The 21,606-nt window shown below is 39.5% G+C and carries 18 protein-coding genes; 7 read left to right on the top strand and 11 right to left on the bottom strand.

Features of this window, described 5'->3' with window-relative positions:
* Window positions 1-128: 128 nt before the first annotated feature.
* On the top strand, window positions 129-668 hold the full coding sequence (locus tag C7972_RS08215) for a DUF2911 domain-containing protein (protein WP_110355727.1): 540 nt from the start codon (window positions 129-131) through the stop codon (window positions 666-668).
* 86 nt (window positions 669-754) lie between these two features.
* Here the strand turns inward: C7972_RS08215 and C7972_RS08210 are convergent, their stop codons facing one another.
* Window positions 755-1,189, bottom strand: coding sequence for a hypothetical protein (locus tag C7972_RS08210; protein ID WP_110355726.1), 435 nt, complete (start codon window positions 1,187-1,189; stop codon window positions 755-757).
* Between the two features lie 262 nt (window positions 1,190-1,451).
* Between C7972_RS08210 and C7972_RS08205 the strand changes: the two genes are divergently transcribed.
* Both C7972_RS08205 and C7972_RS08200 read left to right on the top strand, forming a co-directional pair.
* Window positions 1,452-2,087: a hypothetical protein gene (locus C7972_RS08205; RefSeq protein ID WP_146216286.1), complete on the top strand. Its 636-nt coding sequence runs from the start codon at window positions 1,452-1,454 to the stop codon at window positions 2,085-2,087.
* Between the two features lie 472 nt (window positions 2,088-2,559).
* Window positions 2,560-4,197 (top strand): ABC-F family ATP-binding cassette domain-containing protein, encoded by a 1,638-nt coding sequence (locus C7972_RS08200; RefSeq protein ID WP_110355724.1) that lies wholly within the window; start codon window positions 2,560-2,562, stop codon window positions 4,195-4,197.
* Between the two features lie 62 nt (window positions 4,198-4,259).
* On the opposite strand, the gene C7972_RS08195 is transcribed toward C7972_RS08200, so the two are convergent.
* The 10 genes from C7972_RS08195 to C7972_RS08150 form a co-directional block, all read right to left on the bottom strand.
* On the bottom strand, window positions 4,260-5,129 hold the full coding sequence (locus tag C7972_RS08195) for an alpha/beta hydrolase family protein (RefSeq protein ID WP_258364796.1): 870 nt from the start codon (window positions 5,127-5,129) through the stop codon (window positions 4,260-4,262).
* A 203-nt stretch (window positions 5,130-5,332) separates the two neighbouring features.
* Window positions 5,333-5,935 (bottom strand): YkgJ family cysteine cluster protein, encoded by a 603-nt coding sequence (locus C7972_RS08190; protein ID WP_309148920.1) that lies wholly within the window; start codon window positions 5,933-5,935, stop codon window positions 5,333-5,335.
* A gap of 135 nt (window positions 5,936-6,070) precedes the next feature.
* On the bottom strand, window positions 6,071-7,831 hold the full coding sequence (locus C7972_RS08185) for an arylsulfatase (RefSeq protein WP_110355722.1): 1,761 nt from the start codon (window positions 7,829-7,831) through the stop codon (window positions 6,071-6,073).
* Between the two features lie 47 nt (window positions 7,832-7,878).
* Complete coding sequence (locus C7972_RS08180) at window positions 7,879-9,198, bottom strand: TIR domain-containing protein (RefSeq protein WP_110355721.1); 1,320 nt, start codon at window positions 9,196-9,198, stop codon at window positions 7,879-7,881.
* Window positions 9,188-9,958: a nucleoside deaminase gene (locus tag C7972_RS08175; protein WP_146216285.1), complete on the bottom strand. Its 771-nt coding sequence runs from the start codon at window positions 9,956-9,958 to the stop codon at window positions 9,188-9,190. Before C7972_RS08175 ends, C7972_RS08180 begins: the two co-directional genes overlap by 11 nt.
* A gap of 8 nt (window positions 9,959-9,966) precedes the next feature.
* A complete protein-coding gene (locus C7972_RS08170) occupies window positions 9,967-10,407 on the bottom strand; it encodes a hypothetical protein (protein WP_146216284.1) in 441 nt (146 codons plus the stop codon).
* 500 nt (window positions 10,408-10,907) lie between these two features.
* Window positions 10,908-12,053, bottom strand: a complete 1,146-nt coding sequence (locus C7972_RS08165; protein WP_110355718.1) for a sialidase family protein — start codon at window positions 12,051-12,053, stop codon at window positions 10,908-10,910.
* 39 nt (window positions 12,054-12,092) lie between these two features.
* Window positions 12,093-13,124, bottom strand: a complete 1,032-nt coding sequence (locus tag C7972_RS08160; RefSeq protein ID WP_110355717.1) for a sialidase family protein — start codon at window positions 13,122-13,124, stop codon at window positions 12,093-12,095.
* 431 nt (window positions 13,125-13,555) lie between these two features.
* Window positions 13,556-14,278 carry a ribonuclease activity regulator RraA gene (locus C7972_RS08155; protein WP_110355716.1) on the bottom strand — a complete coding sequence of 241 codons (723 nt, stop codon included), beginning with the start codon at window positions 14,276-14,278 and terminating at the stop codon, window positions 13,556-13,558.
* 25 nt (window positions 14,279-14,303) lie between these two features.
* Window positions 14,304-15,269 (bottom strand): sugar phosphate isomerase/epimerase, encoded by a 966-nt coding sequence (locus C7972_RS08150; protein ID WP_110355715.1) that lies wholly within the window; start codon window positions 15,267-15,269, stop codon window positions 14,304-14,306.
* Window positions 15,270-15,404: 135 nt separating this feature from the next.
* Between C7972_RS08150 and C7972_RS08145 the strand changes: the two genes are divergently transcribed.
* From C7972_RS08145 to C7972_RS08130, 4 genes are all read left to right on the top strand, one after another.
* Window positions 15,405-17,714: a chondroitinase-B domain-containing protein gene (locus C7972_RS08145; protein WP_110355714.1), complete on the top strand. Its 2,310-nt coding sequence runs from the start codon at window positions 15,405-15,407 to the stop codon at window positions 17,712-17,714.
* A 318-nt stretch (window positions 17,715-18,032) separates the two neighbouring features.
* Window positions 18,033-20,087, top strand: coding sequence for a polysaccharide lyase family 7 protein (locus C7972_RS24290; protein WP_309148919.1), 2,055 nt, complete (start codon window positions 18,033-18,035; stop codon window positions 20,085-20,087).
* 71 nt (window positions 20,088-20,158) lie between these two features.
* Window positions 20,159-20,533, top strand: a complete 375-nt coding sequence (locus C7972_RS08135) for a cupin domain-containing protein (RefSeq protein ID WP_110355713.1) — start codon at window positions 20,159-20,161, stop codon at window positions 20,531-20,533.
* 51 nt (window positions 20,534-20,584) lie between these two features.
* Window positions 20,585-21,337, top strand: coding sequence for an SDR family NAD(P)-dependent oxidoreductase (locus C7972_RS08130; protein WP_110355712.1), 753 nt, complete (start codon window positions 20,585-20,587; stop codon window positions 21,335-21,337).
* The last annotated feature ends 269 nt before the right edge of the window (window positions 21,338-21,606 follow it).

Below are 21,606 nucleotides of genomic sequence, written 5' to 3'. Positions count from 1 at the left end.
TATCGTCATGATATAAATAAATTCACTTACAGCAACCCACTATTTTGTAAGGTGTCCAAAATTTACCGACTTTTAATTCAGATTAATAGGAATACTACTTAAATTTGACAATCTCTAAAACTAAAAAAATGAAAAATTTATTTACGATTGCACTTATGGTTATTGCTTTGGCCTTTAGCTCAGAGGCTATGGCCCAGAAATTCAGCGGATTGGACAAGAGTCCAGCAGACATTGCCTCCTACCCTACCGATTATAAAGTTTCCGATAAATTGGTTCGCGTAACTTATAGTCGCCCACAACTAAAAGGACGTTCAATTTCAGAACTTGCCCCAGCTGGAAAGGTATGGAGAACTGGTGCCAATGAGGCCCCTGAAATTATTTTTTATAAGGATGCCACGGTAGGTGGGAAATCTGTTGCCGCCGGTACTTATTCCCTATTCACCATCCCTGGCAATAAGGAGTGGACCGTAATATTGAACAAAAACTTAAATCAATGGGGTGCCTATTCCTACCAGGAAGATGCCGATGTAATACGCGTACCTGCCAGCGTTAGCAATGCTTCAGAATCTTTGGATGCCTTTTCCATAGCTTACAAGGATGTAGACAATGGAACCCATATGGTATTGGGATGGGGAACTACAAGAGTCTCCTTACCAATTACCTTTTAAGGAAAAACACTTTTATACTAAAAAACCGAAGTTCCCAACTTCGGTTTTTTTTATGACTTAAATTACAAAAAATTTAAAACCTAATCCTATTCAGGATCCAAACGCCTTTCCCCTGTTAACTGGAAAATACCGTCCTCAGAACTGGCCTTTCCACTTATTCTATCGCCTTCTGCAGTAATACTTACGGATACAATTGGTCCATCCAGCTTAAGGTTAAATGTCAAAGTATTCCCTTCGATCTTAACATCCTGAGCCTTTCGTTTGCCTCCTCGTAAAGCCACAACGACTGTAAGTTTACCTTCTTCCTTGGAAATGAACAATATGCCTTTGGCATACTCATAAGGCACATTTTCAGCAGAATATTTCCAATTGCCCAACAAATTCTCCTCACCATACAGCGAGGGGCCATTATGAACTGCAACACAGAATGGAGTAATGCTTGCGGAAGCAAAGGAAGAAAATCCCGATAACACGGCGTACAGTACAAATCCAAACTTGACAAAACCTTTTAAATTTTCCATGACTATTTTTTTATGAATCAGAATCGTTGTACAAACGTCAAAATATATACTAAAACACGCTCAAAGGAATGCCCGTAATATATTATTACCCCATTCTTATTGGATCGTATCATCATTAAAACTCCGTTTGGGCAATTTTTATTGTTTAAATTGCCCTCTAAATAAGATTGCCATTGCCTTGGAACCCATGAGTAACAATCACCTACCCAGCCAACTCCCAACCCAAATAGGACTCCTACAGGCGGAGATTAACCGTCTGCAAATGGAAATCAACGAAATAATTCAAAAAACATCCACTTTTGAAAACCTTCTACGCTCCCAACTTGAAAATGAATTAATTGAGGAACAAGAACTTTCACTGCTCTATAAGCAACAGAAAAAAGCGAAAAAAGCAAAGCGCTTGGCACAGAAAAGGCAGGGAAGGAAGTTTGATCAAACTGGGGTCCTAACCCACAACCACCCCAAACCTATTCCAGAAAATCATTCCAGGGAACAACAACATAAAAAACAATTGTACCGTGAGGCAATGCTATATGTACATCCCGACAAATTTTCTATGCAAACCGACAAATTGGACTTGGCCACCTCGATCACTACCCAGCTCATAGAAATATACCGATCCGGAGATTTGGCAGCCCTAAAGGCCTATCATGCCCACATTTTTAGCGGCAACACCTTAATAAAGCCTCTCGAGAAACAAGAACCTTCAAAAGGCCCTGAACTTACATACTTAAGAATGGAGCTTAAAAAAGTCCAAAAGGAATTGGCCGAGGTCAAAAATAGGCAGACATACAAAGTATTGATGGAGTACGAAAATCCAATGAACTTTTTGGATGAATTAAAGGCATACTACAAAGACCGACTCATGAAACTGCATAAGCGCACAAGGTTGAAATAGTGTTCCACAATTAATTGTCCCTTCCCTATAAATTCCTTGAAAAGCATATTGTTTGCAGACTTTAACACCATCGCTAAAGTACAGTTATTAAATTGGTCGCATCCCCTGTACAAACACCAAAAAAAGGAATAAAAATAAAGTTTTATACCGCCATAGCCGTGTCAAAAAAGCCCGCACAATAGAACCAAATAAAAGGTATTAAACCTCAGGGCAGGCCTGCCTTTGTCGGCAGACAGGCCTGTCTGCCGACAAAGGCAGGCCCTGAACCCAATAATAGGAATCGACCCTAGGGTCGAGGTATTGAACCTATATCCCGCCGAAAAGGCGGGATTGGTTCAACTTGCAATTTTAAGTGCGTCTTACCGACTTCTCAAAATTTAGTTTCACTAATAAAAAACATTGTCCCAAATGCCCCAATAAAATGCGATCGGTATCCCGCTTTTTTATAGTTTTGCAGACTTAAAATTGGAATATGATTTCTGTAGACGCAATAGCCGTAGAGTTTAGTGGCGACATCTTGTTTAGTGATGTTTCCTTTGTTATCAATGAAAACGATAAGATTGCCCTAATGGGAAAAAACGGGGCTGGGAAATCTACCATGATGAAAATAATTGCCGGGGAGCAAAAAGCCACCCGTGGTCATATTCGTTATCCTAAAGACGCCGTAATTGCTTATTTGCCACAGCATTTATTGACCGATGACAGCTGTACGGTTTTCGAGGAGGCCTCCAAAGCCTTCAAGGAAATCTTTAGTATGCGCGATGAAATGGAACGCCTGAACAAGGAATTGGAAAGCCGTACCGATTATGAATCGGACGCCTATATGTCCATTATTGAAAAAGTGTCCGATTTGGGGGAGAAATTCTATGCCCTGGAAGAAATAAATTATGAAGCAGAAGTAGAAAAGGCATTGAGGGGACTAGGCTTTAAGCGCGAAGATTTTCATCGTCTTACCAGCGAATTTAGCGGTGGATGGCGAATGAGGATAGAACTTGCCAAGATATTGTTGCAAAAGCCAGACTTAATCCTTTTGGATGAGCCCACCAACCACGTAGATATAGAATCCGTAATATGGTTGGAGGATTTCCTATTGAACAAAGCAAAGGCAGTCGTGGTCATCTCCCACGACAAAACCTTTATAGACAATATTACCAATAGGACCATAGAAGTGACCATGGGCAGGATCTATGATTACAAGGCCAATTACAGCCATTATCTTCAACTAAGGGAAGACAGACGAAGCCACCAGATAAAGGCCTATCAGGAACAACAAAAATTTATTGCGGACAATCAGGCTTTTATAGACCGATTTAAAGGCACCTATTCCAAGACCAACCAGGTAACCTCCCGTGAACGGATGTTGGAAAAACTAAAGATTATCGAAATCGATGAAGTGGATACAACAGCCTTAAAGTTAAGGTTTCCTCCCTCCATACGTTCGGGCGACTACCCGGTTACGGCCGAAGGGCTTTCCAAAAGCTACGGTGACTATGTGGTTTTCAAAGAGGCCAATCTCTCTATCTCACGTGGCGAAAAAGTTTCTTTTGTAGGGAGGAACGGGGAAGGAAAATCTACGATGATCAAGGCCATTTTGGGCGAAATTGAAGTAGAGGGCAAATGCAGTTTGGGGCACAATGTTAAAGTGGGTTATTTTGCCCAAAATCAAGCCTCCTTGTTAGACCCAGAACTCACTATCTTCCAGACCGTGGATGAAGTAGCCGAAGGGGATGTACGTACGCAGATCAAAAATATCCTGGGCAGGTTTATGTTTGGCGGTGATGACTTGGAAAAAAAGGTAAGTGTACTTTCGGGAGGGGAAAAAACCCGTTTGGCAATGGTGAAATTACTTTTGGAACCGGTTAATCTGTTAATCTTGGATGAGCCCACCAATCATTTGGACCTAAAATCAAAGGACGTACTTAAAGAGGCACTACTAGCCTTTGACGGCACACTGATTTTGGTCTCCCACGATAGGGATTTTTTGCAAGGACTTTCCCAAAAGGTGTTCGAATTTAAAGACAAACGCGTCATAGAGCATTTTGAAACCATAGATGCCTTCTTGGTACGCAACAGAATTGAAAACCTAAAGGAAATAGATTTGAAGGCCTAATCCCCACATTATTACTTGGGCATTGGTTTCATAGTTTGGTATGCGTTGAATATAATTCCACATTAGGATTTAAAGAAATTATCAAAAAACAATAGTTGGTATTGGATGGCATTTGCCCAATATTCCCAATTATGGCTGCCAGGGCGTTCAATATAATCATGTGGTATATTTCTTTCCATCAGTTTTTGGTGCATTCTTTTATTGGCGTCATAAAAGAAATCATTAATTCCACAATCAAAAATGAGTTTTAAATGGTCTTTTTTCAACAAATGCACCATGTTGATTACCGTATTCTCTTCCCAATGGCCCCAATTTTCGGCATATTGGCCCAAGCGTTTGGCCAAATCCCAATTTTCTGGAAAGGGGCGGATATCCAGCCCCCCGCTCATACTTCCGGCAGCACCCCATACCTCTTGATGCTTAAAGGCCAGGTAAAATGCCCCATGGCCACCCATACTTAAACCGGTAATAGCCCTAGAATTCCTATTCTCCATAGTGTTGTATTTCTTATCCACGGCCTGAACAAGTTCTTCGGAAACATAGGTCTCATAGCGCATGGCCAAATCTACAGGGCTGTCCAAATACCAACTGGTTCTACCTCCATCAGGGCAGACAATGATCATATTATAGCTATCTGCATACTCCTTTATGGCCGATACCCTGGTCACCCAATCCGTATAGTCCCCTCCTGCTCCATGTAACAGATAAAGTACTGGGAAGTTTTGTTTGTTCACGGCATAACTATCCGGTAAAATTACCAAGTTGGCTATGGATTTATTCATAGACCTACTCTTTACGTTCAAGGTATCTACCCGGGATGCGAATGTACTTAGTACGGCACCAATAACAAACAGTGTTGTAAATAATTGTTTCATCACTTTATAATTATCCTTTAAGTTCCAGTTACCTCTTTTTATCTTGAAGATGTTCATTGGCTTTAAGAAAAACGCATTTTATCTTTCTAATAAATGTCCCCATGGACACCATTTTCAAAACTAGGTAAAAAAGACAAAAACACCCGTAGTAAACCGGACAAAATGAGTCTAGGATGACAATAATGGATTTTCAACCACAATGGACTATGTAGACTGAAATTAACAATTGAATTCAATTTTGGTGAAGTTTTCCCAAATTATTAGGCAATAACCTTATGCCCTTCGGGGAAGGGACGGTAGGCATAATATTGGAGCACTTCCTCAATGGCAGCCTTCATGGCCTTGTTGATAGGAAGAATACTATTGCCCATCCTAAAATCTATTTGATTCAGATTCATGTAATAGTCTGTAAAAATAGGCACATAGAGTCCATTTTTCATAGCTTCCTGAGCATTCACATAACGCTCGGCCTGATTCTCTTTAATAATTTTACAGGTAGCCAAACGGAGTTGCCCCAACTTGTCCCTACTTGCCCCATATCCAAACAGTCGGCATATTAGTCCTCGATACTTGTAATCACCACAGCTGCCGCTATTACTATCCAATACAGAAAGTGGCCTGTACAAATGGCATAGAGAACTGCTATTGGCCCTTAATTCCTCCAAGGTAGATTCTGCCTTCCCATTTAAAAAAAGATTGAAAGCCCATGGCAAAAATTCCAAAGGGGAAGCATCAATATCCGGGTGGGTACAACATTTGCCGCAGCCTGCTTTACAACCAAGTCCGGTTTGGGATTGAAAAATAGCTATCTCCCTATCCAAACCATCGAATAATGTCTCAACTGCCTTAACCCTACTTTCCATGGACATTAATTTTTACGCGAATGTACGCCAATAAAGGAATCGTACAACAATTATTTAATATGCCACACTAGGGGAAGCCAGCCCAAAAGAAATCATCCCTTTTCCTAAAAAATGAGTGATAAAGAACACTGGATCTTAATCCACCTTTTCCATTTCCATCCAAAATGGAAAGATGTTTTTATTATTTACCGCGTAAAATGGTAAAAGCTTGCCCGTCATTTTTGGAAAGTATACCTTCTCCATCCGGATTATATCGGTATTTCCATTTTTATTCACCACTTGTCTAACAAGGGTATTGGCTTCCAAAACCATTTTGCCATGGGCCACTACCGGGTTAACAAACTTAAATGTTATATTGTAGAAACCTTCTTCAATATCGGTATCCCAATAACCATAAATTTCCTCTTGATTCCAAATACCCCGTTCCCCACCAGCATCATTCCTATTTAAAATGATGGGATTCTCGTTTGGGGTACCGACCAAAATTTTAGGCGGATTCACTAGATTTTCAGAAATAATCAATTCATTATATATTTTATCCAATTCTTTTTTAAGATCTATGGCCAATGACTTATTCTCCTTTACCACATTGGTTTGTTCATATGGATCCTTGCCAAGTTGATACAATTCAAAGTCTTCAATAGTGGCGTTATAGTCCGTTTTTCCCACCAGTTTATAGCCTTCTTTTTGAATGGCCATATTATTGTACAACTCGGGATACCGTCTGGACCAATAAAAAAATAAGGAACGATCGGCCCACTCCACTGGTTGCCCATTTATTAGAGGCACTAAACTTTTACCATCCACTATCCTGTCTTTGGGCATTTCCACATTGCAAATTTCGGATAAGGTAGGCAGGACATCCAAATGGGCGGTCATGGTTTCCACATCTTTGTTCCCTTTAAAAAGTGATGGGCACTTCAAATAAAAAGGCACCCTAATCCCACCGTTGTATACATCTCCCTTACGTCCCCGCATACCACTCACATATCTGGTCTGTTGTGGGCCGTTATCGGTCATAAATATTACAAGTGTATTTTCCGACAGTCCCAAGGCATTCAGTTTCTTAAAAAGTTTCCCGAGGTTATCATCTATATTATTTACCATGGCGTAGACCTTTCTAGCATCCTCCTTATCCTTTTCGCTCATTTCCGAAAAAGGCCTTCCGTCCTTTCCAAACCCAGCAGTAGGGTCTATGTCCTTATACTTTTGATAATAGGAATCCGGTACCTGTAAGGGGGTATGCGGGGCATTAAACGCCAAATAGCAGAAAAAAGGGGTTTCCTTATTTTTTTCAATAAAATTGATGGCTTGATCGGTAAAAACATCGGAGCAATAGCCATCATAGGATTCCTGCTGGTTGTTGTGCCAAAGGACAGGATCAAAATAACTTCTATCCCCTTTAAAATATGTAGTAATATCACCCACCTGCCCCATTCCTCCCGAAAGATGAATCACGGACTCGTCAAAACCTTGGTCACTGGGCCTACTTGGATAATTATCCCCTAAATGCCATTTACCAAAAGCACCGGTCGTGTAATTTGCCTGCTTCAACATCTCGGCAATGGTAACCTCATTGGAAGCCATTATGGCTCCCCCATTGTAAGTGTCCCTCATACCCGTCCGTAATGAATAACGTCCCGTCATCAAACTGGATCTAGTAGGTGCACAAACCGGGGAAACGTAAAAACTATTGAACCTAACGCTTTCACGTGCCAAGGCGTCTATGACAGGGGTTTTTACATGTGGATTTCCAGTAAACCCCAAGTCCCCGTACCCTTGATCATCCGTAATCACCAAGATTACATTGGGGCGTTGGTTAGACTGGGCCAAACCATAAAAAGTTGAAACAAAAAGTACTATTGGCAGTAAGATAAATACAATTTTAACCTTCATTGAATACTATTTTAGTTTGAGTTAATTGTGAAAATCAAAAATTTCCATTATCCCACTTGTCCGATTTCCGTTAAGAATTGGCTCCATGAAATTATTTCAACATTCTTTCTTATTTCCGGGTAGCTCCTTTCGCATTCCGCAATTTTAAAATCCAGAACTTTTTTAAAATTTTGACGCTCTTTTTCAGACAACAACTCTTTGATATCCTTATGGGGATTAATTATTTCCAAAGCCTCTATGGAAGAGTTCATTGTGGTTGGCACATCATAAAAAATTAAACTGTCATGCAGTACTTTTTCAGAATTTCTCAACCTATCTATCGTTAAATTTCTATTGACCCCAAAAATTTCTTCCTGTTTAAATATTTCTTTATTGAATTTTGGTGTAAACTGATTTTGAACGGCTCCGTCCAAAGAATTGGGAATTACTATTTTCAACATAATATTCCCTTTGGCCTTAATTAGGGAATTGATTATTCTTAATTCTCTGTTCAAAGCTTCCTTTGACATAATTTCTTCCAGTTTGTTTTTTTGCTCCAAAGAATCCAATAAAGAGAACCCTCGTAAGAAATTAATATTCTCCACAAATATCTTTATAAAATTATTGAAATAGCCGATCGCCAAAGTAGTTGAAGGCAAAAAGGTGATTTCTATGGTTTCAAGATTCAATAGGATTTCTTTTTTGATTTTTTCAACTGCTATTTTTAAATTACGATCCAAAATAGCGGAGGCTCCCTGGCTACCTAAACTGGAATCACTTTCGTAAGGATACAGGGAAATATAATTAGCGCTAGGGTCCAAATAACTACTGTCGTATGGATCTAACAGGTTTTCAATTATATCTGTAAAAAATAATTTAATAAAATCTGTAGTTCCTTTATCAAAAAGCACAAAGGTCTTCTTCGCTCCAATACGCCCTAGGAACATGCCAAATTCAAATACCACATTGTGTCTGGTCCCCAAGGTCATAGGTACAATTTCCTTACCTTGGTCATTTTTCACTACCCTGGTCTCACTAACAATCTTGTCTTCGGGAACAAATAAAAACATCGCATAATCATAGATATCCGTAAAGTTTTTAAGCCATTCCACATTGGACAATGCCCTCCCCGTAACTGGGTCTTCGCCCCGTTCACTGGAAGGTGTTTTTCCAAAAACTCCTTCATCCCATATATCAACTTCAAAAAGAGTGTCTCCAAAAAGCGATTTAACCTTTTCCGCGATATACAAAGATTCCCTTGAGGATCCAATGAAAATACTGGGTTTACCTAGTTCAAAATTTCTGATTTTTTGTTCAAGTTCTTTGACCGTTCCCTTTTGCAAAACCTGATGGGGTCTTTGATTTCTAAATTCCTCCCTAATTTCCATTCCCTATGTGAATTTGATTAAAAAATAATTGGGCTTTTTCCAGTATTTCTTGATTACTTGAAAATATCACCTTATAATGAAGGAAGGTGTTTTTTGCCTCTTCAAAAATATCTTTTGCCTCTTGGGAAGCTAAATATTTGGCTAAATATTTTTCTTTGTCCTCTTTAAGGAATTTTTGATATCCCATATCCAAAGCCTCTCTGAATTCAGTTTTTGAGACATCCACTTCTACCTGACGTGGATATGGGGGATATCCACCAATAGAACTTGAATCAAAAGCCAATCTTTCAAAGGCTTTACTATAAACCACATCCTTTTGGCCATAGACTATTCGTTTAATAGAAGTCATGGTCATCATCCCGGCACACATAATACAAGGCTCCAAAGTAGTATACATGGTAAAATCGGTTAAATCAAATCGCTTGGTTTTATCCAGATAACCAATAATAGTCCTTACCTCCCCATGCTGGGTAGCGTTATCCGTAGAATTAATACAATTTAAACCAAAATGTACTGGATTATTGTTTTCATTTACCAGCAAGGCACCAATATTATAACCTCTTCTTTTACTACGCTCAATAGAATCGGGTTGCCAATCTTTGGCCACAATTGCATAAGCCAGAAGACTAAATATAGCGTCTATTTCCTGTTGGATTTCTAATGAATTTCCTTTTTCAACCTCTTTAACAATATCATTTTTTTGAATGCCTTTGCCCATTATCTTAAATTGTACCTGTCTAAATCCATGTTTAAGTTTCACTTATAAATTTAAAGCAATCCGAATACTTTAAATAATATTCCAACAAAAAGTAATAAGATAAATGGAAAATAAAACCAGCTTAAGGCCTTTGCCCACATCCCTTTGAGCACATTTTTTCCGTCCCTTCCCATGTTGGCAGGCGTTAAATCATATTGTGTTCGATTTAAGGATTTCGGGTCGGAGATTGCGGTATTATAAATCTGTCTAAATAACCGCTCCTGTTTTAAATAGTAGGCATCCAACCACCAAAAAGGAATTAATATTCCTATCATCAATAATAAATAGTAAATACCGCTAGCACTACCCAATATGGTATCCTTACCAAATGCAGCTAAGGCCGACATTAAGGTCATTGCCCATCCTTTGATTAAAAATGAATTGTTGGCCATTCTATTTATTACGGATTGTATCAAATCCAATTCCTTGTGTAAATTGTCATGCTTTTCCATTTCCATAATGTATATCCCTGAAAATTAAAGTAAATTTTTATACCTAAATGGTAGGCTTTAGTTTAGTTAAGGTTTGGCAATACAAGATAAGAAATTGTATTTCAACCGAACTTCATTATTTATCAATATCTATTTCTCTCGGATGCCATTTACTGGAATAATTTTTAATACTTAAGAACTAGTAGCAAAATTTTTAACTATAACAATCCAATAAAAGATCCGATTTTAATAACCGCCAAATAAGCATCTCTATAAAACATTATGATATAATTGATTAGCGCGTCAAAATGGAAATCGGCAAATACAATAGTGTCCCGTAGCTTTGGTTGGGCCTTTTCACCATAGCATATACAAATAAATACGAGGGAACAATAGACCGTGCATACTTGTAAATGGCGTTGATAAGTATTTAAAACATTATGAAAAGGAAGCTAAAACACCTAATTCCCTATTAATCCAAAAAAAATTCAAAGGAAATATACTAAGCCCTATTCCCATATCTAATGATTAGTAATCCAATCCCTATTCAAAGTCGTAATATTGGTCACCTCCAGCCCTGTTCCCTGCACCCTGTTGCCGGCACAATGACCCAAAATAAGATTTTGCGGATCTGTAAAATACAAGGCGGTATAACAATACCAGCCGTCAGGATCGGTTGCAATATTTTTAATATTGCTCCATGTTTTCCCCTCATCCTTGGAAATAGCTACCGTTAAAGGGGTTCTTTTACCTTTTATAGTTACATCGGAACCATCGTTATTGTTCCACACCATGACCCAATCCTTAGTTCCGGGGATTTTCTCTATGGTAGCTGGCGAAAGGGGAGAATAAATGGAACTAGGCTCTATAGGGCTCCATGTTGCCCCTCGATCTGTTGAAAAAGACAACTGTTGTACACCTCCGCTAGCTCTAATATACATCATGATACGGCCATCGGACATCTCTATAAGGCCAGGTTCCTGGGTAATAGTTTCAGAAGTATTTGGAACCATTTGACTAGAAGTCCAGGTAGTACCATCATCATCTGAGTAATAAGAAAATAAATTGCCCTTGGCCCTAAAACCCTCTTCGGTTGTGGGGTGTTCGGCCACAGCAAACATTAAACGCCCATCCTGCAATTGAATAACCCTATCATTGTTTAAAACAAAATATCCGCTTTTATCGGTGATACAAGGAATTGGTGAACTCCAGCTCTTGGCTTCATCCGTAGAAATTCGCATCATGGGAATACAGTCCTCTGTACTATTTTTCCTCAGGTAAAATAAAGCTATAGCGCCATTTTGAAGTCGCAACAGGGAAACCGACATCACATTCATTCCACCTTCATTGGGTAGCACCACCTTATCCTGCATACTCCAAGTACGTCCATTGTCCACGGAATATCTACTTGCCAGATGTGCAGGGTCATGATCAGACCCTGTGCCCTGTGTATAATGGGTGTATACAAATAATAAATTCCCATTTTTTAGCCTGATAAAATCCCCTTCACTGTTTCGAGGATTGTCCGACGAAGGTTTTAGGCTCAAAACGGTTTCAGGCCCTTTGGAGTCCGTTAATTTGTTGCTAGCCTTATTGCTTTTACAAGAAGAAGCAAGTAGCAGGAATACCCAGAAAAGTTTGGGACTAAAAAGTAATTTCATATTCATTGTTGGACATTTATATAAAATGAACTTATGCTATAGAATTCATTTAAGTTCATCCAAGGGAATTTCAGCAAAATAAATAGAAGTTTTTTTGGTCTCGTGTGAAGAGTAGTAGCTCATGTACAGGATATCATTTTCAAAAACGAAACCGGGATAACTGCTATCGGAATTTGAAGGCAATTTCAACACCTCTTTAAAATCTCCATTTTCACCAAAGGAAACCAATCCGGTATACTCCCTATTAATCCTTCCCCCTCCAATAAATTTACCCCCGTCTATCGCTACAAAGTCGGGACCACCAATAAAGTATGGCGATTCGGTAAAGTTCCAGTCGGTATATGGAGGGCTACTTTTCCCCAAATAGGCTCTTTTGTTGCCCTTTTCCCGTCTTATCAGCATTAACATTTCGCCATTGGGCAAAAAGCGAATTGTGGATTCATTGGGATTCCCTTCAATTCCCAGATCGGCAACCAACTGATAATCCACTCCGTTGGTGGTTTTGACCAATTTTATGCTCGTCCCATATTCACCTGCCTCATTTTCCTTTCTGGAATACATGCCCCCATATCCAGTACCCTCATGCCAGGTTAAGCTCCATAACCAATCGAACTTCGATTTTAGATTGGCATCATATTTAATAGGCTGTGGAGGGGAAAATTTGGTCCCGTTAAGATTGGAGAATGCTACATGGGGTATTCCTCCCAACAGGGTCTTACCTTCATAAATAGATCCTCCCATAGTGGCCATTATGAGCCCTTCCGGGGTCACTGATAATTTGGGATCCCTTAGATCGAACCCCTTGAGAGCAATTTGATCTATTTCTTTCCAAACCTTACCATCTTTGGAGGCTATAATTGTTATTACTCCATCCTTTCCATACACATGCCTTTCCCCTGAGCGAAATGCACAATAAAAGGCTCCATGGAACCTTATTAAAGATGTAAAGGCATTGTAATTTTCATCGGAATAAATTTTAGAAACTTTGATTCCCTTTGGTAGGGTCTGCGATATGCCCTTAAACGTAACAAAAAGGAATAAAAGTGATATGGTAATGCCAACTAGTGTATTTTTCATTTTTATGGGTTTGGACTGGATTAAGGTTGCAATGAATTAAATGTTGGTTTGTAAAAATCGCTTCCCCACACCTTATCACTTAAATCGGAAAAATGCTACGGACCATAGACAGCTAACATCTAGCTACGGTATGAACTTCCTAATTTATAAAATAAAGGCGTTATTAAAAAAGAAAAAACCATTCAATTGTTCCACCACCTAAAAGGAAATCCCCTAAGTGGCATTATTACACATAAAAATTGATTTTATGGGACGGATAAATATTAAATACCCTAACATAGACTTCTGGAAATACCAAGAATCATACATCACAACCTACTAGTGGATAAGGCTGTTTTGTTCCTGGACAAATTATCCCACAATGGCAACCTGTCAAAAATTTTTAAGATGGAAAAAAAGGGGAGGGAACACGAAATATATACATTATAGGTTTACAGACCTTGTTTATCAACTTTCCATTTCCCGTATTCTTCGGCAATATTATTATCCACCAAAGGGTATAGTCCTACAATTGATCGTCCATTTTGTACATTTTCCATCACGAATTCCTCGAATAAGGTCATCTGTAAACACTCGTTGGCAACCTCATCGGCAATGCCGGCAGGGACCACCATAACCCCATCATCGTCCCCCACTAAAATATCTCCAGGAAAGACAGCCACACCGCCACATCCAATGGGTTCGTTAATGGCGATGGCCTGATGCAGGGTAAGATTGGTGGGGGCCGATGGTCTATGGTGATATGAGGGAATATGCAACTCGGCAATTTCAGCCGAATCCCGGAAACCGCCATCCGTTACAATTCCCGAGACCCCTCTTACCATCAATCGGGTAACCAATATGGAACCCGCGGAAGCGGCGCGGGCATCCTGTCTACTATCAATGACCAAAATAGCGCCTATAGGGCACTCTTCCACCGCTACCCGCTGTAGATGTTTAGGGTCCTTGAACACTTCAATAGTATTTAAATCCTCACGTGCCGGTATATAACGCAGGGTATAGGCCTCCCCTACCATAGTAGGCTTGGCCAATTTTAAAGGTTTAATGTCTTGAATAAATTGATTTTTCAATCCTTTTTTAAAAAGACAGGTGGCAATGGTGGCGGTACTGACTTTTCTTAATTTCTCTTTTGTAGAATTTGTTGTGTGGTCCATTTTGTTATTCTTTGGTTCTCCCTAATTATTCGGCTCTTTGCCAAGCTTCCTGAAGGAAGGTCAAATCCTTTTTCATTTGTGCAAAGACTTCTTTTTTGTCAATGCTAATTTTGGCAGCTCCGTGTTCAGCGCCACCCAAGCCATACTCCAAGTGCAGGGATACAGGCACGTTTATGTTATACTTTTTAAGCAATGAAAAGTAGCGGTCAAAATCTACCATCCCCTCCCCCAACGGAGTATTGATGGGCTTCCACTGTCCATTCACTGTGCCCCATTTAAAATCTTTAATGACTATAGTCTTAATAAAAGGTCCAATAAGTCGTAATCCAAGTTCCCAACAGCTACCCCCTTCCACAACGGCGTGTCTTATATCATATTGGCAACCAATATTTTCGTTTTTGGTGGCCTGAAGAATTGGCATTAAATCCCATATAGGCGCCCCTACATGATTGCCTGCATGATTTTGATAACAACCAATAAGACCCAGCTGTTTATTCAATACTTCCAAATTTTTCAACTGTTGGCCATAGATTGCCTGACTTTCTGGTATCCCCCTATTCTCAGGATAACTTAGCCAAGCAGTACGATAATGGGAAAAACCACTTTTGCTGGCCGTTTCCAATACGGATTTGTGTTCCTTGTTTTGAACATCAATAACGTTGGTGGTCATCAGTCTAGGGTTTAGACCATACTTTTTCATGGCCTCGACCGCATTAGGTAAATCTTCGGATACGCGATCTGGCAATACGTGCCCCTCTGGCCTTACCGTCAAATCCAATCCGTTAAAGCCCATTTCCGCCGCAGCCTCGGACATATCCTTATAGTTAAGGAACTGAAGGTGTTTGGAAAACAAATGTACCTCCAGATTCCCGCCCCATTTGGAAATAGGGTTAACCATGTATTCATCAAATCCCATCAATGGGATGGCGGCACCAGCCATTGCGGCAAGTTTAATAAAATCCCTTCTTTCGTAAATTGTCCTTTTCTTCATTTTACAGGTTGCTTTATAGATTATTACCCAGTTTTTATGTTAAAAATTTGTTAGTCCAACAAATATACGTATTTTTGGTTAACCAGATTGGTTAACCAATTAATAATTATTAGTGTTTCCTTAGAGTTTCTAGTTATGACAAGAATAGTAACGATACTGTGCTTTTTATTTTTTTTAGGTGCGTGTGGGGATAAGACCAATCCGCATACTAAAATTGTAAGTACACCAGAAGAATTGGCAGTAGCCATAAAAAATGTAAAGGCCGGTGATAACATTGTGCTGGCCAATGGTGTATGGAGAGATGTACAGATTAAATTTATGGGTGAAGGCACGGAAGATAAGCCCATTACAATTAAAGCTGAAACACCTGGTAAAGTTTTTATTGAAGGGGTATCCGATTTAAAATTTGGTGGAGAGTATCTAGTGGTCGAGGGTCTGCACTTTAGGAATGGTTTTTCACCCAGTGAAGCTGTATTGGAATTTCGAGTGGACGAACAAACAATTGGAAACTACTGCACCATTACCAATTGTGTTATTGAGGATTTTAATAAAATGCAGCGTGACGACACGGATCTGTGGGTTCAATTCTGGGGAAGGCACAATACCTTGAGCAACAACTACATTGCTGGAAAAACAAATCGCGGGCCAACTATTAGGGTGGACGTGGAAGGCAATGAGAGCATAAACAATTACCACAAAATCATTAACAACCACTTTGGACCAAGACCTCCCAAAGGGGGTGCTAGTGGGGAGACCATTCAAATTGGCAATAGCTACTCCTCTATGTCCCCAAGTTATACAAGAGTTGCCAATAATTTATTTGAAGAGTGCAACGGTGAAGTCGAAATTATTTCCAGCAAAACCAACTTCAATGAATTCAGAAATAACGTCTTCTACAAAAGCGAGGGGTCTTTGGTAACAAGACACGGGAATTATTGCATCATTGAGGGCAATTACTTTATAGGCGATGGTAAAAACGAGAATATAGGAGGTATCAGAATAATCAATACCGGCCATTGGGTAACCAACAATTACTTCTACAATATAAAAGGGAAGAATTTTAGAAGTGCCTTGGCCGTGATGAACGGAATTCCAAAATCGCCCTTAAACAGATACAATCAGGTTACTGATGTAGTGGTTGCTTACAATACCTATGTAAATTGTGATTCCCCCTGGCAATTCGGAGTTGGTCAAAATTTAAGTCAGGAAGATGTTTTACCTCCTTCGGAAATTCGTTCGGCAAGACCCATTAGGACCATAATTGCCAACAACGTAATTTATAATGAAATAGGTGATGCTTCACCGATTGTTGAACACGATAAGGCCGATGGTGTTAGCTTTAAAAGCAATGCCATCCATAATCAAGGTGTGGAATTTAAAGCTTATGACGGGTTGGAGGCCGTTAATTTTGATATTAAAAAAATTGGGGAAAATATTTTTATCCCTTCTACCAAGATAACTATTGAACCTTATCAAGGCTTCGAATTTGAAAATATATCCACGGATTTGGTCGGAAATACAAGAGCTGACAACAATTCCATTGGGGCATTCACCTATACGGATTTTAAAGACCCGAAAATATTGGATAGGTCCAAATATGGTCCAAGCTGGTATACTGCTGAAGCAGAAGCAAGAGAACCGAAAACCATAATGGTAGGCACTGCTGAAAGTCTTCAATCCAAAATCAATGAAGCGGATAATGGGGATATCCTTTCGCTGGAAGCAGGAACTCATGAAATACCGCAATCCCTGATAATCAGTAAAAAGCTGACCATTCAATCTTTGGATACATCAAAAGTGGTGCTCAACTATTTGGGAGAAGATAAATCACCCCTATTCCAACTTCGACCTAAGGGATTTTTAAACCTTAAAAATATAACCATAAAAGGAAACAATTCCCAGTATGCATTCGCCAGTTTAAAAGAAAATATGTTTACACATTTTGGGTTAACTGTGTCCGATTGCGATATCAGTGATTTTAATTATGTCTTAAAAGTCTATAAAGAGTCCTTTGCAGAGCACATAAGTTTTAAAAATACTTCCATATCCAATTGCGAAAACGGCTTGGAATTATCCGAAGAAACCAACGATAAAGGAGATTATAACGCTGAATATCTAACCGTAAACAATTGCAGGTTCCAGCATGTTAAAGGAAATGTGATAGACTACTATCGCGGGGGTTATGACGAATCTACCATTGGAGGCAATCTGTTGGTTACCAATAGTACCTTCACCAATTGCGGAGCCCAGGAGAAAAATGGCATTCTACTTAACACCCATGGCATTGTAAATGTGGATATTTCCAAAAACACCTTTAGCAATAACCCGGTTAAACTAGTAGCCTTGCTTTGGGGAGCCAAAAATAATTCGCATTCGGACAATAAATTCCACAATTCCGGAGAAATCAGGGTTGAGGAGAATTTACAAATGAAATTGATGTATTAAACCAATCGCCCAACGTAAATAAAACATTTGCCGAATTATTGGTTTCACCTCCATTTATTAGTAATAGGAAATTTAATAAGCCTATTTATTGTTAAATATTTGGTGGTTCGACAAATTTACGTATTTTTGGTAAACCAATCTGGTAAACCAATTTTTTTTGTTAATTCACTTTCGCCCTGTTTTTGAGTAGCTTCCGTTGTCATGGAAGTACGGGTAAAACCATCTGGCAAAAGATTCTGTTTAGATTGTTGAAGAAATAATCCGTGCCGTTAAAAATAGACTTTATTCGGTTTTTATAGTAACCATAACCCATACAATATGAGCTTTAAAGTATTCAATTCGGTTTCTGTACCCTACTTATTCATGATGAGTACCATCTTGCTATTTATTAGCTGTAAAGAAAACAAAAAGCAAAAATTTACGGACAAAACTGAAAAAGTAGCGATTGGTCCAAGTGCAAACGACATCATTCCCTTCTTTCAACATTGGAATTTGATCCTAGGTGACGGTTCCAATGTGGGTCAGGCCATTGACTATGAAAACAAAAATTTCTTTTATACCGAGAGTGATGACCATGGCGATTGGGTGGTATTCAAAACTCCAAATGCAGGAAATACCCATGGTACTTCGAATAATACCAGAACCGAATTGGCCCAATTAAAGAAATGGTCACCACTGACCGAGGCCACATTGAAAGCCACCCTAAAGGTAATGAACGTGTCCACTACGGGCGATGCCCGCGTTGCTTCAACCTATTCAGTAGTGGTTGGTCAGATTCACAGTGCAGATGGGCACGAAAACGAGCCTCTTAAAATCTTTTATAAAAAATTTCCTGGCCACGAAAAGGGCTCTGTCTTTTGGCATTACGAAATCAATACCGCCGGTGATGATAATTCAAAAAGGTGGGATTATTCCCATCCTATATGGGGCTATGACTTTTCTGTTGTTGGAACTGATGAAAACACCTATCCACCAGAACCAGTAGATGGAATTGCCTTAGGCGAGGAGTTCGGTTATGAAGTGGTTATAAAGGAGGGTATGATGCATCTAACATTTACTAGTGACGGCCATGAAACCAAAACATTCACCAAAAATCTTATTTCCTCTGAATATACAAATCCTTCAGACATGCCAGAACAAACCAAGAAATTATTTGTACCCATAGGTCAGGATGGTCTCGAGCGTAAGGAAGGGTATACCGGTGAGGGCCTCTTTTTTAAATTGGGTACGTACAACCAAACGAACGGAAAAGACCCTAAGGTTAATAAAGTCTGGTGCTCTGGTGCCGAAACCCATGGTGGTGATCTACAAAAACAATATGCAGATGGCAATTACGCCGAGGTATGGTTTAAATCTGCAGATATCACAATCAGCGATGATGCCATTTCCAATGCTGGTTATTTTGAAGCGAATGACGGCCTAAATACGAAAACGGTTTATCCAAATGAGGTGATTCCTTTTATGGATAAATTTAAAATATTGTTGGGCAACGGTACGGAGGTGGAAGATATTACGGAGTTTGAACATAAGGATTTCTTCTACACCGTGATTGACGGTACAAGACGTTGGGTAGTCTACAAAACCCCAAATTCCGGTGTCACTTCAAAAAACTCCAGTAATACCAGAACCGAGCTACACGAAAAAAGGGAATGGCTGCCTGAAGAAGGTGGTAAGCTAACAGGTACCTGCAAGGTAATGCAGGTCTCCATTTCCGGCGATGCCAGAGTTGCCGCCTCTTATTCAACTGTTGTAGGACAAATTCACAGTGGTGAAGGACACGAAAATGAACCCCTAAAAATATTTTACAAAAAATTTCCTGGTCACACTAAAGGTTCCGTCTTTTGGAATTATGAAATAAATCCAGCAGGTGATGACAATTCTGGTAGGTGGGAATTTTCCAATGCGGTTTGGGGGCACGATATGTCCGTGCTTGGAAAAGGTAAAAACGACTATCCCGCGGAGCCTAGGAATGGAATTGAATTGGGAGAAGAATTCAGTTATGAAGTAAATGTCTACAAGGGAATCATGTATCTAACCTTCAAAAGCAAAGATCACGAAACCAAAACTTTTACCAAAAATTTAATATCATCTGAATATGTGAAAAAATCGGATTTTCCTGAACAGATGAAGTATTTATTTGTCCCTATTGGGCAAGATGGAACTGAACGTCCCACTGCCTATAGTGGAGAGTTGAATTATTTTAAACAAGGTGCGTACAACCAGACCAATGGAAAAAGTCCGGCAAGCAACATGGTTTGGTTTGCAGGTGCGGAAACCTATGGAGGGGATATCGCCCAACAATATGAAAATGGTTGCTATACGGAAGTATGGTTTAGGGAAGCAACAGTTGGTCCTGGTACACCTCCAAAGTAGATCTTATTGATTCATATAAAGCAGTTGATCGCTATTAAAAAAGAGTAAAGACATATTAAAATCATAAAAAAATGAAACGATTTAGTGAAAAGTACATCATCTCAAAAGAAATGAAATGGGAAGAACTTGGAGGAGGAGTGTCAAGAAAGTTTTTAGGTTACGATAACCAAATTATGATGGTAAAAGTGAAATTTGAGAAAGGCGCATTAGGTGCCCCGCATCAGCATTTTAACACACAAGCTACCTATTGTGTTGCAGGTAAATTTGAATTCGAAATTGATGGTGAAAAGAAAATTGTGGAAGCCGGAGATGGAGTTTATATTGAACCTAATCTACTGCATAGTGCAGTTTGTTTGGAAGAAGGGATACTAATTGACACATTTAGTCCTGTAAGAGAAGATTTCTTAAGTGGTGGGGAGGTATCTTATTTTGGAGATAAACAGTAATTATAAATATAACGCCCTTTTTGGGAAGACTTTATGTCATAAACAACACATATGGATTTAAAAGGAAAAATAGCCATTGTTACAGGTGGAACCAGGGATATTGGAAAGGCCATTTCCCTTAAATTGGCCAAGGAAGGTGCCAAGGTGGTAGTAAATTACTATAGCAATGAGGCCAATGCCACAGAAACCCTAAACGCAATTAAATCGGCCGGAGGGGATGCCATAATAGTCAAGGCCGATGTGACCAAAAAATCAGAAGTAGACAGACTCGTGCTGGAAGCGACAAGTACTTATGGTGATACAATAGACGTACTGGTAAACAATGCCGGCGGCCTGGTTGCCCGAAAAACAATAGCAGAGATGGACGAAGCTTTTTTTGACAAGGTTATTAAGTTAAATCTTAATTCTACCTTCTTGGTAACACAAGCAGTGTTGCCCCATATGAAATCTGGGGCCTCCATCGTAAATATAGCCTCCCAGGCCGGTAGGGATGGCGGAGGCGGAGGATCCATAGCCTATGCAACCTCCAAAGGGGCCATCATGACCTTTACAAGGGGACTGGCCAAAGAGGTAGGCCCGAAAAACATTCGGGTAAATGCTCTTTGTCCCGGTATGATCGCCACCACCTTTCATGATACCTTCACTACCGATGACGTAAGGGAGAAAGTAGCAGGAATGACCCCACTTCGAAGGGAAGGATCGGCAGAGGAAATTGCCAATACCGTGGCTTGCCTTGCATCTTCAGAAACTTCCTTTATTACAGGGGCCAACATCGATATTAACGGTGGACTCGCCTTTTCTTAAAAGAGACCAATTACGAAATTGCCAATTTTTACAACCTACAATTAGCAGATATAAAATTTTAACACTCTAAAATTGTAATTAAATTTTTAATTAACAATTAAATAACATATATTTGGTAAACCAATTTGGTTTACCAGTTTGGTTTACCAAAAAACCAATAACGATAGGAACATGCTTATAGAAAAACACTTAAAAAACAGATTAAAGGATTAGACAAAAAAAAGGACGGGCGCACACCCATCCTTTTGTAAAAAGATTACTTCGTTCTG

It is taken from the genome of Arenibacter sp. ARW7G5Y1 (genome assembly GCF_003201775.1).
Lineage (GTDB): Bacteria > Bacteroidota > Bacteroidia > Flavobacteriales > Flavobacteriaceae > Arenibacter.
Note: the sequence above shows the minus strand (reverse complement) of the source record. Positions and strands in the feature narration are given on the sequence as shown.

Excerpts from the sequence above, each read along its gene's own strand:
- C7972_RS08215 (WP_110355727.1), top strand. The coding sequence starts at position 129 with ATGAAAAATTTATTTACGATTGCACTTATGGTTATTGCTTTGGCCTTT.
- C7972_RS08210 (WP_110355726.1), bottom strand. The coding sequence starts at position 1,189 with ATGGAAAATTTAAAAGGTTTTGTCAAGTTTGGATTTGTACTGTACGCC.
- C7972_RS08205 (WP_146216286.1), top strand. The coding sequence starts at position 1,452 with ATGGAAATCAACGAAATAATTCAAAAAACATCCACTTTTGAAAACCTT.
- C7972_RS08200 (WP_110355724.1), top strand. The coding sequence starts at position 2,560 with ATGATTTCTGTAGACGCAATAGCCGTAGAGTTTAGTGGCGACATCTTG.
- C7972_RS08195 (WP_258364796.1), bottom strand. The coding sequence starts at position 5,129 with ATGAACATCTTCAAGATAAAAAGAGGTAACTGGAACTTAAAGGATAAT.
- C7972_RS08190 (WP_309148920.1), bottom strand. The coding sequence starts at position 5,935 with ATGGAAAGTAGGGTTAAGGCAGTTGAGACATTATTCGATGGTTTGGAT.
- C7972_RS08185 (WP_110355722.1), bottom strand. The coding sequence starts at position 7,831 with ATGAAGGTTAAAATTGTATTTATCTTACTGCCAATAGTACTTTTTGTT.
- C7972_RS08180 (WP_110355721.1), bottom strand. The coding sequence starts at position 9,198 with ATGGAAATTAGGGAGGAATTTAGAAATCAAAGACCCCATCAGGTTTTG.
- C7972_RS08170 (WP_146216284.1), bottom strand. The coding sequence starts at position 10,407 with ATGGAAAAGCATGACAATTTACACAAGGAATTGGATTTGATACAATCC.
- C7972_RS08165 (WP_110355718.1), bottom strand. The coding sequence starts at position 12,053 with ATGAATATGAAATTACTTTTTAGTCCCAAACTTTTCTGGGTATTCCTG.
- C7972_RS08160 (WP_110355717.1), bottom strand. The coding sequence starts at position 13,124 with ATGAAAAATACACTAGTTGGCATTACCATATCACTTTTATTCCTTTTT.
- C7972_RS08155 (WP_110355716.1), bottom strand. The coding sequence starts at position 14,278 with ATGGACCACACAACAAATTCTACAAAAGAGAAATTAAGAAAAGTCAGT.
- C7972_RS08150 (WP_110355715.1), bottom strand. The coding sequence starts at position 15,269 with ATGAAGAAAAGGACAATTTACGAAAGAAGGGATTTTATTAAACTTGCC.
- C7972_RS08145 (WP_110355714.1), top strand. The coding sequence starts at position 15,405 with ATGACAAGAATAGTAACGATACTGTGCTTTTTATTTTTTTTAGGTGCG.
- C7972_RS24290 (WP_309148919.1), top strand. The coding sequence starts at position 18,033 with ATGAGCTTTAAAGTATTCAATTCGGTTTCTGTACCCTACTTATTCATG.
- C7972_RS08135 (WP_110355713.1), top strand. The coding sequence starts at position 20,159 with ATGAAACGATTTAGTGAAAAGTACATCATCTCAAAAGAAATGAAATGG.
- C7972_RS08130 (WP_110355712.1), top strand. The coding sequence starts at position 20,585 with ATGGATTTAAAAGGAAAAATAGCCATTGTTACAGGTGGAACCAGGGAT.